The sequence below is a fragment of the Pseudomonas sp. 1L-B-1-E-C1 genome, assembly GCF_057291835.1.
The window spans coordinates 185,133-198,757 of sequence record NZ_JBXAWN010000012.1 but is presented as its reverse complement, the minus strand read 5'-3'; the positions used below and the strand labels follow the sequence as shown (position 1 = coordinate 198,757).

Here is a 13,625-nt window from a genome sequence, read left to right as displayed (position 1 = left end):
TATTCTCCAGTCGCGGGTATATACCCGCTTGAGCTCGAAGAAACGGCCGTCAGGCCAGTTCGTCGAGCAATTTGAGCAAGGTTTCGCGCTTCTCGGCACCGAGGCGCTCGATCAGCCGCTGTTGCGCCGCTTCCCACGCTGGCAACGCGGCCGTCAGTCGCTGCACGCCAATCTCGGTGAGGCGCACGATGCGGTTGCGCATGTCCTCGCCTTCGGCCAGCGTCACCAGACCCTCGCCCTCAAGCACACGCAAATTGCGCCCGAGGGTGCTGCGATCCAGGCCCATGGCTTCGGCCAGTTCGGAAATGCTCGGTTGCTCCAGCCGCTGCAGATTGCACAGCAGAGAATACTGGGCAACGTTGATCCCGAAGCCGTCGAGAGCGCCGTCGTAATGCCTGCTGACGCCACGCGCGGCGCGACGCAGGTTGGTGCACAAACACTGAGAAGGAAGCATGATGCGTGTATATACCCGCGAGTGTGTTAAATCAAGTTACAGTTGAGTTGATTCTGAACATCATTGTTGCCGGTGAGGCCGCCTTCGCGAGCAGGCTCGCTCCCACAGGGGATAGCATTCCGAAGGTGGGAGCGAGCCTGCTCGCGAAGGGGCCGGCATTATCAACGCAAATCCTTCAGACCAAAGCGAGGCCAACCAACACCGCCATCTCCAGCAATTCCAGCATCGCCCCTGCCGTATCCCCGGTGGTCCCACCCAACCGCCGCATCATCAACCGCCGCAGCCAGACAAACCCAACCAACGAAATCGACACCGCGCCGAAACCGGCGATCAACACGCCGCCCAGCGCACTCAGCCCCAGCACCCACCACCCCGCCTTACGTGGCAGATGATCAGCCAGCGCCTGGCCCAATCCACCCGCACGCACATACGGCGTGGTCAGAAACAACCCCAGCAACGCCGCCCGCCCCAGCACCGGTACGATGATCAGCGCCATGCCCTGCCCTTGCTCGATCAACGCGAGCAGCGCGGCGAATTTGAGCAACAACACCAGCACCAGCGTGACCACCGCGATCGGCCCGCTGCGCGGATCTTTCATGATCGTCAGCGTGCGCTCGCGATCGCCGAAACCGCCGAGCCAGGCATCGGCGCTGTCGGCCAGGCCATCGAGATGCAGCGCGCCGCTGAGCAACACCCACACGGTCAACAGCAGCGCCGCATGCAATAACATCGGAGCGCCGGCCAACAGCATATTCGACGCATAAAGGATCAGCCCGAACAACAACCCCACCAGCGGATAGAACAGCAGCGACCGCCCGAGTTGTTCCGGTTCGGGCATGCCCGCCAGGCGAATCGGCAGGCTGCTGAGAAACTGCAAAGCGATCCACAGCGGCAGCATCTTAGTGACCTTCCTTGAGCGCGCCGTCAGCCGCGACAGTCAGCGCAAACAACGCGCCATGTCCAACTTCGACGTTGAGTAGTTGTTCACGCGGCAGTCCCCGCGCCTGCGCGAGCAACAAACGCATCACGCCGCCGTGGCTGACCAGCAGAATCCGCTCACCGGCGTAGGCCGCATGCAGCCGCTCAACCGCGGCCAGCACTCGCGCGGAAAACTCGCTGACCGGCTCACCGTGCGGCGGCGTGAAGCCATAGGGATCGGCCCAGAACAGCCCCAACGCTTCGGCATCCGTCGCCATCAACGCCTTCGCGCTCTGCCCTTCCCATGCGCCGAAATGCAATTCCTGCAGATCCTTGTCGAGATGCACCGACAGCTCCAGCCGCTCGCCCAGTTCGGCGGCAAACCGCGCGCAACGCTGCAATGGCGAGCTGACAATGCGATCCCAAGGCCCGCCTTCGACCACCGCCGCACGCATCTGCGTCCAGCCGTTTTCGGTCAGTGCGTCGTCGAGGCTGCCGCGCAAGCCACCGCCCAGTTCCGTTTCGCCGTGGCGCAGCAGGTCCAGGCGCAGGCTCATGCCGGGCGATCCGCCACGGCCGCTTCGGCGAACGTCGCCATTTGCCCGTGCAGGTCACAGGCCAGGCGCAACAATGGCACCGCCAACGCCGCGCCGCTGCCCTCGCCCAGGCGCAGGCCGAGTTCCAGCAACGGCTCGGCGCTCAGGGTTTCCAGCACATGGCGATGGCCCGGCTCGGCGCCGCGATGGCCGAACAACAGCCACTCGCGACAGGCCGGATTCAAGCGCACCGCGACCAGCGCCGCGACCGTGCAGATAAAACCGTCGACCAGCACCGCGATGCCTTCCTGCGCGCAGGCCAGATAGGCGCCGACCAACGCGGCAATCTCGAAGCCGCCGAGATTGAACAGCGTCTGCAAGGCATCGCCACGCTGCGCGGCATGCAGCGCCAGCGCACGTTCGATAACTTGCGCCTTGTGGCTGACGCCAGCGGCATTCAGTCCGGTGCCGGGACCGGTCAGGTGCGCCACCGGGCAATCGAGCAAGGCACAGGCCAGCGCACTGGCCGCCGTGGTGTTGCCGATGCCCATCTCGCCGCCGATGAACAACTGGGTGCCGGCGGCTTTCGCGCGCAAGACGCTGTCGCGACCGGCCTGCAAGGCCGATTCGCCCTGAGCCTGAGTCATTGCCACGCCCTGAACGAAGTTCGCCGTGCCCGGGCCAATGTTCAGATGGCGCACGCCGGACAGATTCAGCGCCGGATTCACCGTGCCCAGATCAACCACTTCCAGTTGCGCGCCGAGCTGACGCGCCAGAACGCTGATCGCCGCGCCGCCGCTGACGAAATTCAGCAGCATCTGTCCGGTGACTTCCTGCGGATAAGCCGAAACACCCTCCGCCACCACACCGTGATCGCCGGCGAAAATGGCGATCCAGATTTGATCGAGCGTCGGCTTGAGCTGACCTTGCAGACCAGCCAGTTGCACGGCCACCGATTCAAGGCGCCCCAGCGAACCGGCCGGCTTGGTCAATTGCTGCTGGCGCTCGGTCGCTTGCGCAACGATGCCGGCATTCACGGCTTGGCACGGGTTCAGCCACCAGGTCGGGTTCATAAGGCAGGTCCTTTCAAAGTCAGGGGCAGGCCGGCAACGGTCAGCACCACTCGCTGACAACGCTCGGCCAGAGCTTGATGCAGCCAACCGGCTTCATCGACGTAGCGGCGAGTCAATTCGCCCAGCGGCACGACACCCATTCCGGTCTCGTTGCTGACAAAAATGATTTCACCCGGCAGCACGGCCAGGCAGTCAAGCAGGGCTTCACGCTCAGCGGCGAGACGTTCGGCGTCGTCGAGCATCAGCAGATTGGTCAGCCACAGGGTCAGGCAATCGACCAGCAGGCAGCGCTCGGCGCCAGCGGATTCGCGCAGCACGCGGGCCAGTTCCAGCGGTTCTTCGATCAACGCCCATTCGGCCGGACGACGCGCGCGGTGATGGGCGACGCGTTGGTTCATTTCGCCGTCGAGCGGCTGGCTGGTGGCAATGTAGGTCACGGCGAGATGGCTGTCGCTGGCGAGTTTTTCTGCCAGACGACTCTTGCCGGAGCGGGCGCCGCCGAGGATCAGTTGGAGCATGAGAACATCCTGAAAATTATGTATTGAGGCGACCGGCGCTATCGCGAGCAGGCTCACTCCCACAGGGGAACGCATTTCAAATGTAGGAGTGAGCCTGCTCGCGATAGCGCCAGCCTGGCTGGCTCAAATCCCACAGAGCTGACGCAACAGCCCGGTATCCAGATGCTTTTCCACCAGATCCGCCAGCCGCTCGATATCGCGCTCGCGCAAGCCGTGGTAATCGACCTCTTGCACATCACTCAACCCGGCCCAGCGCAACAACGCCGCGCTCGCCTCGGGGGATTCGAACAAGCCATGCAGATAAGTGCCGAACACCTGGCCATCTGCACTTTGCGCACCATCACAACGTCCGTCGTCCAGATGCACCGCCGGGTTTTCCAGCGCCGGCCCGGTGGTCACGCCAGCATGGATTTCATAACCACTGACTGCGGCGTTTTCCAGCGCCAGCCGCCCGCGCACGTTGCGCAGTTGCTTCTCGGCTTCGAGCTGCGTTTCGAACGCCAGCAGACCCAGACCGGCGCTGGAGCCGGCAGCGCCTTCCAGCCCGAGCGGGTCGTGCACCTGCTCACCGAGCATCTGCAGACCGCCGCAAATCCCCAGCACCTTGCCGCCGTAGCGCAGATGCCGATTGATCGCCGTTTCCCAACCGTTGGCGCGCAGATAAGCCAGATCACTGCGCACGCTTTTCGAGCCCGGCAGGATGATCAGGTCGGCGGCCGGAATCGCCTGCCCCGGGCCGACGAATTGCAGATCGACCTGCGGGTGCAGACGCAGCGGGTCGAAATCGGTGTGATTGCTGATGCGTGGCAGTACCGGCACCACTACCCTCAAGACCTGCTCGGCCTTGTCGGTCTGGCGTTGGTCGATGCCGTCCTCGGCCTCGAGGTGCAGGTCCATCACGTAGGGCAACACGCCAACCACCGGTTTGCCGGTGCGCTGTTCGAGCCAGTCGAGGCCCGGTTGCAACAAGGCGATATCGCCGCGAAAGCGATTGATGATGAAACCTTTGACCCGTGCCTGTTCGCTCGGCGACAGCAATTCCAGGGTGCCGACCAGATGCGCAAACACGCCACCGCGATTGATGTCGGCGATCAGCAAAACCGGGCAATCCACCGCTTCGGCAAAGCCCATGTTGGCAATGTCGCCGGCGCGCAGATTGATCTCAGCCGGCGAACCGGCGCCTTCGACCATCACCAGCGGATACGCCGCGCTGAGCCGCGCATGGGAAGCGAGCACCGCTTGCATCGCGATGGCTTTGTAATCGTGATAGGCAACGGCGTTCATCGTCGTCACGGCGCGGCCATGAATGATCACCTGTGCGCCGGTGTCGCTGTTGGGCTTGAGCAGCACCGGGTTCATGTCGGTGTGCGGTTCGAGACCAGCGGCTTGCGCCTGCACCGCCTGCGCCCGGCCGATCTCGCCGCCGTCAGCGGTCACCGCGCTGTTGAGCGCCATGTTCTGCGGCTTGAACGGCACCACCGCCACACCCTGGCGCGTGGCCCAGCGGCATAACGCCGTCACCAAAGTGCTTTTGCCGGCATCGGAAGTGGTGCCTTGCACCATCAGAGTGGTCATGGGGTTTCCTTGGCGAAAGCTTGCAAAGCCTGTTCGAGGCGCAGTTCTTGCACGGCATCGGCAGGCAGGCCGAAGCGCACACTGCTGTTGTGCGTGAAGAGGCGCAGGAGGATGCCGCGTCGGGCTAGGAATTCGTGCAGCGCTTCGGCGCGCTCGGTGATCAGCCACTGAAACAGCGCGCAGCCGCCCTGCGGTGCAAAACCGCAACGGGTCAACAGCGCTGCCAGCCGTTCACTCGCTTCGTCACTGCGAATCCGCTGCCGGGTATGGCCCTCGGTGTCTTGCAGGCACGCCGTACCAAGCACCCGCGTCGGCCCGCTCACCGCCCACGGCCCGACCTGTTCGGCGAGCAGTTTGAGCAACTTGCGTTCGGCCAGAACGAAACCGAGGCGCACCCCCGCCAGGCCGAAAAACTTGCCGAACGAACGCAACACCACCAGCCCGACCTGATGCGCATACGGCGCGAGGCTCAGTTGCGGTGTGTTGTCGATGAACGCTTCGTCGACCACCAGCCAGCCGCCGCGTTGCGCCAGCCGCGCATGCCAGTCGAGCAGGCGCGCCGGGGTCAGGCTCAGGCCGGTCGGGTTGTTCGGGTTGACCACCACCAGCACATCGAGGCTGTCGAGAAAGAACTCGACCTCCTGCTCAAGCACTTCACGGACGATGTAACCGCTGCGCCGCCACGCCTCGGAATGTTCGGCATAGCACGGCGACAACACGCCGACCTTGCCGGCCCGGCGCAAACGCGGCAGCAGCTGGATGGCCATTTGCGAACCAGCCACCGGCAACACCTGCGCGGCGCCGTAGTAATCGCAGGCGGCCTGTTCCAGACCGTCGTCAGTTTCCGGAAGGCGCGCCCAAGCGCGCAGCGGAATTTCCGGAATCGGGAACGGCCACGGCGCGAGGCCGCTGGACAAGTCCAGCCAGTCAGCCTCGGCAATCCCGTAATCGAGTGCCGCCTTGCGCAGCCGGCCACCGTGCTCAAGCATAAAATTCCGCCCCCAGGCAAAGCATCAGCAGCCACAACCATACGCCGCGCTGGACCAATTGCCAGCCACGGTCGATGGAATCGGCATCGGCCGGCGCGCCCTCGCCCAGTTGCGGGCGCTCATGCAGTTCGCCGTGATAGATCGCCGGGCCACCCAACTCGACGCCCAGCGCACCGGCACCTGCCGCCATCACCGGGCCGGCGTTGGGGCTGTCCCACTGCGGCGCCTGGGTGCGCCAGCACTTGAGCGCGAGCCGGGTTTTGCCGAGCAGCGCGTAGGTCAATGCCACCAGACGCGCAGGAATGTAGTTCAACACGTCGTCGATTTTCGCCGCGGCCCAGCCGAAACGTTCGAAGCGTTCGTTGCGATAACCCCACATCGCATCGAGGGTATTGCTCAAGCGATACAGAACGACGCCCGGTGCGCCGGCGACGACAAACCAGAACAGCGCAGCGAACACCGCATCGCTGCCGTTTTCCAGCACCGACTCAGTGGCCGCACGGGCTACGGCAGTGCTGTCGAGCTCATCGGTCTGGCGGCTGACCAGATAGCCGACGCGCTTGCGTGCCTCGTCCAGATCATCGGCGCGTAACGCAGCCGCGACCGGCGCGACATGCTCGCCGAGGCTGCGCATGCCGAGGGCGCAATACAACGCGAGAATCTCGACGATCCAGCCCACGTAGGGCGCCCAGGAAAATGCCGTGGCGAGCAAGGTCAGCGGCAGCACCGCGAGCACCCAAGCGGTCACACCATGGCTGCGCCAGCCACGACCGCCGGCGTTGAAGCGTTGCTCGATGCGCCCGGCAAAATTGCCGAATGCCACCAGCGGATGCCAGCGTTTCGGTTCACCGAGCAGCGCATCCAGCGCTACCGCGGCGACACTCAGCAACGCCACACTCATTGACTCACTCCCCAATAATTTTCATACAGCAACTCGGTCAGCGGCAGCGCTTGCGCCCAGCCTTCGAGCACCAGCATCGGCGCCGGATAGAATTCCTTGACCGGCCCCAGACACAGCACCGCCAGCGGCTTGGCACCGGCCGGCAACTTGAGTAAGTCCGCCAGGGCCTGCGGCTCGAACAGCGAGACCCAGCCCATGCCCAGGCCTTCGGCACGGGACGCCAGCCACAGATTCTGGATCGCGCAGGACAACGAGGCCATGTCCATTTCCGGCAACGTGCGCCGACCGAAGATGTGTTTTTCGCGATCGTCCATCAGCGCCGCTACCAGCACTTCGGCGCAATCGTTGATGCCTTCGACCTTGAGCTGCATGAACTCATCGCTGCGCTCGCCGAGAGCTTCGGCGGTGCGGATGCGTTCTTCTTCCACCAGATCGCGGATCTGCCCGCGCAAAGCGCGATCGCTGATGCGGATGAAGCGCCAGGGCTGCATCAGGCCGACACTTGGCGCTTGATGGGCGGCTTCCAACAAACGTCGCAGCAGCTGCGGCTCGACGCTGCCACCGGTGAAGTGGCGCATGTCGCGGCGTTCGGCGATGGCTTTGTAGACCGCAGCGCGTTCGGCTTCGGAGAATGTGTTGTCGGTCATGGCCCTTTCGCGAGCAAGCTCGCTCCCACAGGGTTCAGGTGATCCATTGCAGGAGTGAGCCTGCTCGCGATAGCGGTTTCAAAGTTCGGCGCAAACAGCGCAGCGACAGCCACCGGATTCGACGGAAAATAAAAGTGCACATAAGAAGCCGTCATCCGCCCCTCACGATAAACCGCCTCGGCGCCACGCCCGCCATTCGGGCTCAAGCCCCGGGCAATCGGCGCCAGCTCAGTGGTGGTCAGCGAATGATGATAGGTATGCCCACGCAAAGACCCTTCCGGCAATTCAACCGCCTGCAACGCCAGCGCCGCGAGACGCTTCTGCATCACCGCATCGCCCTTGAGCAACCCGACCAATTCCGCGCGGCTGCCTTCGACATCAGTCAGCGAATCGAGCAGATAAAGCATCCCGCCACATTCAGCGAGCAACGGCTTGCCCGCCGCATGGTGCGCGCGGATCGCTGCAAGCATTGAGGTGTTTTGCGCCAGCGCGACGTGGTGCAACTCCGGATAACCGCCCGGCAGATACAGGCTGTCTGCAGCGGGCAATTGCGTGTCGCGGATCGGCGAGAAGAACTGCAGCTCGGCACCCATCGCCCGCAGCAGATCGAGGCTGGCGCCATAGGTGAAGGCGAAGGCTTCGTCGCGGGCGACGGCGATGCGCACACCCTTTAATAGAGGCTCGGCAGCGATAGCGTCAGGCGCGGCGAATTCCACGGCCGGTGGCAGCGCGACTTCGCAGCTGCTGGCCAGTGCATCGGCGGCCGCATCGAGACGCAGATCCAGATCATTCAATTCGCTGGCCTGGACCAGACCGAGGTGGCGGCTCGGCAATTCGATGCCGGTCTCGCGGGACAGTGCGCCGTACCAGCGCAAACCTTCGGTGAGGCTGCCTTCGAGCAATTGCGCATGGCGCAAGGTGCCGACGCGATTGGCCAGCACGCCGGCGAACGGCAAGTCCGGCTGATACTTCGCCAGGCCCAGCGCCAAAGCGCCGAAGGTCTGCGCCATGGCAGTGCCGTCGATCACGCCGAGCACCGGCACGCCGAAGTGGCGCGCCAGGTCAGCGCTGGATGGCGTGCCGTCGAACAGGCCCATCACGCCTTCGATCAGAATCAGATCAGCCTCGGCGGCGGCTTCCCACAACAGCCGGCGACTTTCCTGCTCGCCGACCATCCACATGTCCAGTTGATACACCGGCGCACCGCTGGCGCGCTCGAGAATCATCGGGTCGAGAAAGTCCGGGCCGCATTTGAACACGCGCACCTTGCGCCCCTGATTGCGATGCAAACGGGCGAGCGCAGCGGTGACGGTGGTCTTGCCCTGGCCGGAGGCCGGCGCGGCGATGAGCACCGCCGGGCAGTGACGTGGTTGCTTCAAAGTTCGACGCCTTTCTGCGCTTTGATCCCGGCCTGGAAAGCGTGCTTGAGCATGCCCATTTCGGTAACCGTGTCGCCCATCTCGATCATTTCCGGCTTGGCGCCGCGACCGGTGACGACCACATGTTGCATCGGCGGGCGCGCCTGCAAATCGCTGAGCACCTGATCGAGATCGAGGTAGCCGTGCTTGAGGGCGATGTTCAACTCGTCGAGCACCACCAGTCCGATCGCCGGGTCACGCAACAATTCGCGGGAGACTTCCCAGGCCGCGGTCGCAGCCGCGATGTCGCGCTGGCGATCCTGGGTTTCCCAGGTGAAGCCTTCACCCATGACGTGGAAACGCACCTGCTCGGGGAAGCGGCGGAAGAACAATTCCTCGCCGGTGCTGTTGCGGCCCTTGATGAACTGCACCACACCGCACTGCATGCCGTGGCCCATGGCACGGGCGAGCATGCCGAACGCCGAACTGCTCTTGCCTTTGCCGTTGCCGGTCAGCACCAGCACCAGGCCGCACTCGTCGGGCGAATTGGCGATGCGTTCGTCGATCACGGCTTTCTTGCGCTGCATGCGCGCCAGATGGCGTTCGTCGTGCTCGGGGGAATCAGTCATGGGGGAGCTCTCCGTTGAGGCTGGATAACGGCGGGCAGGCACAAGAATAGACGGCAAAAAGCCTGGCATCGCCCACCGTGATGCCGCTGAGATGGATCAGGCCGGTCTCCGGGCTCATGAGCGGCATCTGCCGGACTGCGCGCCTTCCCGCTTCTTTCGAGGCAGTGGCTCAAGGCGCAGTCTTCACTCATTTACCGTTGCGGGGGCAGCGCCGGGATCGTCGTGGCTTCGCTTGAAGACCACCCTCACCGGCTTCCCTGTTTCACTCTGTCGACACTGGGTCACAGAGCACCTGAAACAAGCGGCGAAGGTTAGAGGGTTGGGGATGGAGCGTCAATTAAACAGGCGTCTCGAGCGCGAATAAGTGCCGCTGATTAATTGTCCAGCGGCAACCTTGTGCCAAACTGTGACAAGTGATATCAAAGAGCCATGTTTTCTCGAAACATCTACAACAACAATAAGGATGACGACGATGCAAGGCATGATCATCAGCAACCCGCGCCTGGAATTCCTGCGCCCGGTGCTGGAACGCTGGTTTGACTGTATCGATCGCTACAACAGCGTGCGCGGCGACAACGACACGCCCTACTGGCACGACGAAAAAGCCAATCTCGGCCTGCTCTCGGCAGCGGCGTGGATGGCTGAAATGGTGACGTTGAGCGACACGGCTACACGCAAACAGAACGAAGAAGGCGAGCGTAATGCCCGCGCCGACCTGCTGATTGCCGGTAGCGAAGACCGCGCGTTCATTCAGGCCACGCAACGCTGGCCACGGGTCAACAACCTCAACCTGAGCCAGGCCTTGCTCGACATCACCCTTGATGCCAAGCGCATCAGCTACGCCAGCGATCTCAAGCTCGGCTGCCTGTTCATTGCCCCGCAAAAAACCCAGCACAGCGCCAGTCCCGAAGAGCTGCAGGATATGGTCGACGACCTGCAAAAAGAGCACACCTGCGCCGTGGCCTGGTATTTCCCCTATGCCTATCGCAAGTTTCGCAGCGAAGCGGGCAACTATCATCCGGGCATCGCCGTGCTGTTCAAAGAAGCCCGCGGCTGAGCAGTTGAACCATCGGGGCTGCGCCCTCCTCTATGATTAGGAATGCATTCATAGGGAAGATCAGCAATGCGCAAGGCCCAATTCGCTCTCATCATCGCCGTCGCTGGCGGGCTCGCCGCCTGCGGTGAAACCTCCAGCCTGCAAGTCTCTGACGGCACCGGCCCGTCACCGAAACTGCCCGAACCGAACAAGACGCTGATCCCGACAGTGAACATCGCCCCGGCGGTGGGCTGGCCGGACGGCGCGAAGCCGACCGCAGTGGCCGGCACCCAGGTCGCGGCGTTTGCCGAAGGCCTCGATCACCCGCGCTGGCTGTATGTGCTGCCCAACGGTGACGTACTGGTGGCGGAAACCAACGCCCCGCCCAAGCCCGATGACAGCAAAGGCATTCGCGGCTGGGTGATGAAAAAGGTCATGGGCAAGGCCGGCGCTGGCGTGCCGAGCCCGAACCGCATCACCCTGCTGCGTGACGCCGACCACGATGGCGTCGCAGAAACCCGCACGGTGTTTCTGCAGAACCTCAACTCGCCGTTTGGCATGACACTGGTCGGCAACGACTTGTACGTGGCCGACACCGATCGCCTGCTGCGCTTCAACTACGAGCCGGGCGCGACCGAGATCAAGACCCAGCCGATCAAAGTCGTCGACCTGCCGGGTGGCACGTTGAATCACCACTGGACCAAAAACGTCATCGCCAGCAAGGACGGCAACAAGCTCTACGTCACCGTTGGCTCGAACAGTAACGTCGGCGAAAACGGTCTGGATCAGGAAGAAGGCCGCGCGGCTATCTGGGAAGTCGATCGCGCAACCGGCAATCACCGGATCTTCGCATCGGGCATCCGCAACCCCAATGGCCTCGCCTGGGAACCCACCAGCGGCGCACTGTGGACGGCGGTCAACGAGCGTGACGAAATCGGCAGCGATCTGGTGCCGGACTACATCACCTCGGTCAAGGACGGCGGGTTCTATGGCTGGCCGTTCAGCTACTACGGACAACATGTCGATGTGCGGGTCAAACCGCAGAACCTCGATCTGGTGGCCAAGGCCATCGCGCCTGATTACGCCGTTGGCCCGCACACTGCTTCGCTGGGCCTGACCTTCGCCGAAGGCAACAGCCTGCCGGCGCAATTCAAGGAAGGCGCGTTCATTGGCCAGCACGGCTCGTGGAACCGCAAACCGCACAGTGGCTACAAGGTGATTTTCGTGCCGTTCACTGGCGGCAAACCGACCGGGCAACCGGTGGATGTGCTGACCGGCTTCCTCGACAAGGACGAGAACGCATTGGGCCGCCCGGTGGGCGTGGTGATCGACCAGCAAGGTGGCTTGCTGGTGGCGGATGATGTCGGGAACAAAATTTGGCGAGTGTCTTCTGCCAAATAACTTACCGCTCGACACATAACAACTGTGGGAGCGAGCTTGCTCGCGAAAGCGTCGGATCAGTCAATATTGAATTGAATGACACACCGCCTTCGCGAGCAAGCTCGCTCCCACATTGGTCTTTGTGTTGCCTTTACTAAGGGTTATGCGCCAACTGCCCCGGCTGCAACACTCGCTTGGCGCTCAAATAGGCTTTCTGCCAATAAGTCTTCGACAGGCTGTCGAGCTTGACCGTGCCGCCCGTGGCCGGTGCATGCACGAAGCGCCCCTCACCTACGTAAATTCCCGCATGACTGACCTGCGAGCCGCCATTGGTGGCGAAGAAGATCAGGTCGCCGGTCTGCAAGCCTTCCTTGCCAACATTCGGCGCCTGCATGACGATCATTTCGCGGGTCGAGCGTGGCAGCGAAATCCCCGCAGCGTCGCGGTAGACGAAACCGATCAGGCCACTGCAATCGAAACCGGAATCCGGCGTGTTGCCGCCCCAACGGTATGGCGTACCGACCAGGCCTAAGGCACGGAACAGCACATCTTCAGCAACGGGGGAAAAAGCCTGGGAAGGACCGAACACGATCGGCGCGCGAACCACGGGGGCTGGCGGCGGTGTACGGCTGGCGCAGGCGCTGAGCAGCGCGGCGCAAAGGATCAAGGTGAGGCGGGCCGACATCGTCATAAGCAGAACATCCTGATCTGGCTGCGGCTTTCTCTGCCGAATGGACAGAAACAAAACCGCCTGCGTCATCACGCAGGCGGTTTGCCATCAATATAGATTCAGGATTCTAGCGGCTACGCGGCAAACTTCAAGTAAGACTTTAACTTCACCTTGTAAAGTTTAGGTCTACTCCGTTGCCGGACCGTTTTGTCGCCGCGAACGCAGCGACATCGGGCTTACTTGCGAGCGGTGACCACGGTCGGCGCCATGGCGAGTGCACGCTTGGCTTCGATGAAGGTCTTGCTCCAATAGCTGTCACCCAGGCTGTCGATGCGAACACCGCCGCTGCGACGACTGCTGGAGTGGATGAACTGGTTGTCGCCCAGGTAGATCCCGGCGTGACTGACACGACCGCGACGACCATTGGTTGCGAAGAACAGCAGATCACCCGGCTCAAGGTTGCTGCGCGACACCAGCGGCGCGTCAACGTTGATCATTTCGCGAGTGGAGCGAGGCAGGTTCATGCCCGCCTCTTCGCGGAACAGGTAACCAATGAAACCGCTGCAATCGAAGCCGGCTTCAGAAGTACCGCCGAACCGGTAACGGGTACCGATCAGGGACATGCCGCGTTCGAGGATGCTGTCAGCCAGCACAGGCAGCTGATAAGGCTTGCTGCCGTTGAACTGGTTGAGTTCTTTTTCGGTGTCCAGCTCTTCCTGGTAAATAACGGAGGACTGGGCAGTAGCAGAATTCTTGACCTGTTGCGGCGGCTCTTGAACCGGAGAATGAGCAGCACAACCGAATAACAGGGTAACGAGTGCGAGAGGCACGAGGGGTGCGAAGCGCTTTAGCATGGGCACGACCGTGGCTGGTAGTTGTAAAGAAGCCGAGACTATGCCCGCTATCGTCCTCATTTGCAAATTCAATCGAACTTTATGTGA

The 13,625-nt window shown here is 62.8% G+C and carries 15 protein-coding genes and 1 riboswitch; of the genes, 2 read left to right on the top strand and 13 right to left on the bottom strand.

Features of this window, described 5'->3' with window-relative positions; genetic code table 11:
• Nucleotides 1–49: 49 nt before the first annotated feature.
• The 11 genes from AC0Z4S_RS21385 to cobO all read right to left on the bottom strand — a co-directional run bounded on the left by AC0Z4S_RS21385 (nt 50) and on the right by cobO (nt 9,598).
• Nucleotides 50–454 carry a MarR family winged helix-turn-helix transcriptional regulator gene (locus AC0Z4S_RS21385; protein ID WP_485624487.1) on the bottom strand — a complete coding sequence of 135 codons (405 nt, stop codon included), beginning with the start codon at nt 452–454 and terminating at the stop codon, nt 50–52.
• A gap of 175 nt (nt 455–629) precedes the next feature.
• A complete protein-coding gene (locus AC0Z4S_RS21380; protein ID WP_485624486.1) occupies nt 630–1,352 on the bottom strand; it encodes an adenosylcobinamide-GDP ribazoletransferase in 723 nt (240 codons plus the stop codon).
• 1 nt (nt 1,353) lies between these two features.
• The gene (gene cobC, locus AC0Z4S_RS21375; protein WP_485624484.1) at nt 1,354–1,929 is read right to left on the bottom strand and encodes an alpha-ribazole phosphatase family protein; all 576 of its coding nucleotides are present in this window, start codon (nt 1,927–1,929) and stop codon (nt 1,354–1,356) included.
• A complete protein-coding gene (cobT, locus tag AC0Z4S_RS21370; protein ID WP_485624483.1) occupies nt 1,926–2,981 on the bottom strand; it encodes a nicotinate-nucleotide--dimethylbenzimidazole phosphoribosyltransferase in 1,056 nt (351 codons plus the stop codon). The genes cobC and cobT overlap by 4 nt, the downstream gene beginning before the upstream one ends.
• Nucleotides 2,978–3,499 (bottom strand): bifunctional adenosylcobinamide kinase/adenosylcobinamide-phosphate guanylyltransferase, encoded by a 522-nt coding sequence (gene cobU, locus AC0Z4S_RS21365; RefSeq protein WP_485624482.1) that lies wholly within the window; start codon nt 3,497–3,499, stop codon nt 2,978–2,980. Before cobU ends, cobT begins: the two co-directional genes overlap by 4 nt.
• 123 nt (nt 3,500–3,622) lie before the next feature.
• Nucleotides 3,623–5,074: a cobyric acid synthase gene (locus tag AC0Z4S_RS21360; RefSeq protein ID WP_485624481.1), complete on the bottom strand. Its 1,452-nt coding sequence runs from the start codon at nt 5,072–5,074 to the stop codon at nt 3,623–3,625.
• The gene (cobD, locus tag AC0Z4S_RS21355) at nt 5,071–6,063 is read right to left on the bottom strand and encodes a threonine-phosphate decarboxylase CobD (protein WP_485624480.1); all 993 of its coding nucleotides are present in this window, start codon (nt 6,061–6,063) and stop codon (nt 5,071–5,073) included. The genes AC0Z4S_RS21360 and cobD overlap by 4 nt, the downstream gene beginning before the upstream one ends.
• A complete protein-coding gene (gene cbiB, locus AC0Z4S_RS21350; protein ID WP_041479543.1) occupies nt 6,056–6,964 on the bottom strand; it encodes an adenosylcobinamide-phosphate synthase CbiB in 909 nt (302 codons plus the stop codon). The genes cobD and cbiB overlap by 8 nt, the downstream gene beginning before the upstream one ends.
• Complete coding sequence (gene bluB, locus AC0Z4S_RS21345; protein ID WP_485624479.1) at nt 6,961–7,611, bottom strand: 5,6-dimethylbenzimidazole synthase; 651 nt, start codon at nt 7,609–7,611, stop codon at nt 6,961–6,963. Before bluB ends, cbiB begins: the two co-directional genes overlap by 4 nt.
• Nucleotides 7,608–8,990 (bottom strand): cobyrinic acid a,c-diamide synthase CobB, encoded by a 1,383-nt coding sequence (locus AC0Z4S_RS21340; protein ID WP_485624478.1) that lies wholly within the window; start codon nt 8,988–8,990, stop codon nt 7,608–7,610. The genes bluB and AC0Z4S_RS21340 overlap by 4 nt, the downstream gene beginning before the upstream one ends.
• Nucleotides 8,987–9,598, bottom strand: a complete 612-nt coding sequence (cobO, locus tag AC0Z4S_RS21335; RefSeq protein WP_485624477.1) for a cob(I)yrinic acid a,c-diamide adenosyltransferase — start codon at nt 9,596–9,598, stop codon at nt 8,987–8,989. The genes AC0Z4S_RS21340 and cobO overlap by 4 nt, the downstream gene beginning before the upstream one ends.
• Before the next feature lie 82 nt (nt 9,599–9,680).
• Nucleotides 9,681–9,909: riboswitch (cobalamin riboswitch) on the bottom strand.
• Nucleotides 9,910–10,070: 161 nt separating this feature from the next.
• On the opposite strand from cobO, the gene AC0Z4S_RS21330 reads away from it, so the two are divergent.
• Entirely contained in the window at nt 10,071–10,655 is a 585-nt protein-coding gene (locus tag AC0Z4S_RS21330) for a hypothetical protein (protein ID WP_485624476.1), read from the top strand.
• A gap of 66 nt (nt 10,656–10,721) precedes the next feature.
• Nucleotides 10,722–12,035, top strand: coding sequence for a PQQ-dependent sugar dehydrogenase (locus AC0Z4S_RS21325; RefSeq protein WP_485624475.1), 1,314 nt, complete (start codon nt 10,722–10,724; stop codon nt 12,033–12,035).
• Between the two features lie 133 nt (nt 12,036–12,168).
• On the opposite strand, the gene AC0Z4S_RS21320 is transcribed toward AC0Z4S_RS21325, so the two are convergent.
• Both AC0Z4S_RS21320 and AC0Z4S_RS21315 read right to left on the bottom strand, forming a co-directional pair.
• Nucleotides 12,169–12,705, bottom strand: coding sequence for a C40 family peptidase (locus AC0Z4S_RS21320; RefSeq protein WP_485624474.1), 537 nt, complete (start codon nt 12,703–12,705; stop codon nt 12,169–12,171).
• 215 nt (nt 12,706–12,920) lie between these two features.
• Nucleotides 12,921–13,538, bottom strand: coding sequence for a C40 family peptidase (locus AC0Z4S_RS21315; RefSeq protein ID WP_016773699.1), 618 nt, complete (start codon nt 13,536–13,538; stop codon nt 12,921–12,923).
• Nucleotides 13,539–13,625: the final 87 nt, after the last annotated feature.

Excerpts from the sequence above, each read along its gene's own strand:
- AC0Z4S_RS21385 (WP_485624487.1), bottom strand. The coding sequence starts at position 454 with ATGCTTCCTTCTCAGTGTTTGTGCACCAACCTGCGTCGCGCCGCGCGT.
- AC0Z4S_RS21380 (WP_485624486.1), bottom strand. The coding sequence starts at position 1,352 with ATGCTGCCGCTGTGGATCGCTTTGCAGTTTCTCAGCAGCCTGCCGATT.
- cobC (WP_485624484.1), bottom strand. The coding sequence starts at position 1,929 with ATGAGCCTGCGCCTGGACCTGCTGCGCCACGGCGAAACGGAACTGGGC.
- cobT (WP_485624483.1), bottom strand. The coding sequence starts at position 2,981 with ATGAACCCGACCTGGTGGCTGAACCCGTGCCAAGCCGTGAATGCCGGC.
- cobU (WP_485624482.1), bottom strand. The coding sequence starts at position 3,499 with ATGCTCCAACTGATCCTCGGCGGCGCCCGCTCCGGCAAGAGTCGTCTG.
- AC0Z4S_RS21360 (WP_485624481.1), bottom strand. The coding sequence starts at position 5,074 with ATGACCACTCTGATGGTGCAAGGCACCACTTCCGATGCCGGCAAAAGC.
- cobD (WP_485624480.1), bottom strand. The coding sequence starts at position 6,063 with ATGCTTGAGCACGGTGGCCGGCTGCGCAAGGCGGCACTCGATTACGGG.
- cbiB (WP_041479543.1), bottom strand. The coding sequence starts at position 6,964 with ATGAGTGTGGCGTTGCTGAGTGTCGCCGCGGTAGCGCTGGATGCGCTG.
- bluB (WP_485624479.1), bottom strand. The coding sequence starts at position 7,611 with ATGACCGACAACACATTCTCCGAAGCCGAACGCGCTGCGGTCTACAAA.
- cobO (WP_485624477.1), bottom strand. The coding sequence starts at position 9,598 with ATGACTGATTCCCCCGAGCACGACGAACGCCATCTGGCGCGCATGCAG.
- AC0Z4S_RS21330 (WP_485624476.1), top strand. The coding sequence starts at position 10,071 with ATGCAAGGCATGATCATCAGCAACCCGCGCCTGGAATTCCTGCGCCCG.
- AC0Z4S_RS21325 (WP_485624475.1), top strand. The coding sequence starts at position 10,722 with ATGCGCAAGGCCCAATTCGCTCTCATCATCGCCGTCGCTGGCGGGCTC.
- AC0Z4S_RS21320 (WP_485624474.1), bottom strand. The coding sequence starts at position 12,705 with ATGACGATGTCGGCCCGCCTCACCTTGATCCTTTGCGCCGCGCTGCTC.
- AC0Z4S_RS21315 (WP_016773699.1), bottom strand. The coding sequence starts at position 13,538 with ATGCTAAAGCGCTTCGCACCCCTCGTGCCTCTCGCACTCGTTACCCTG.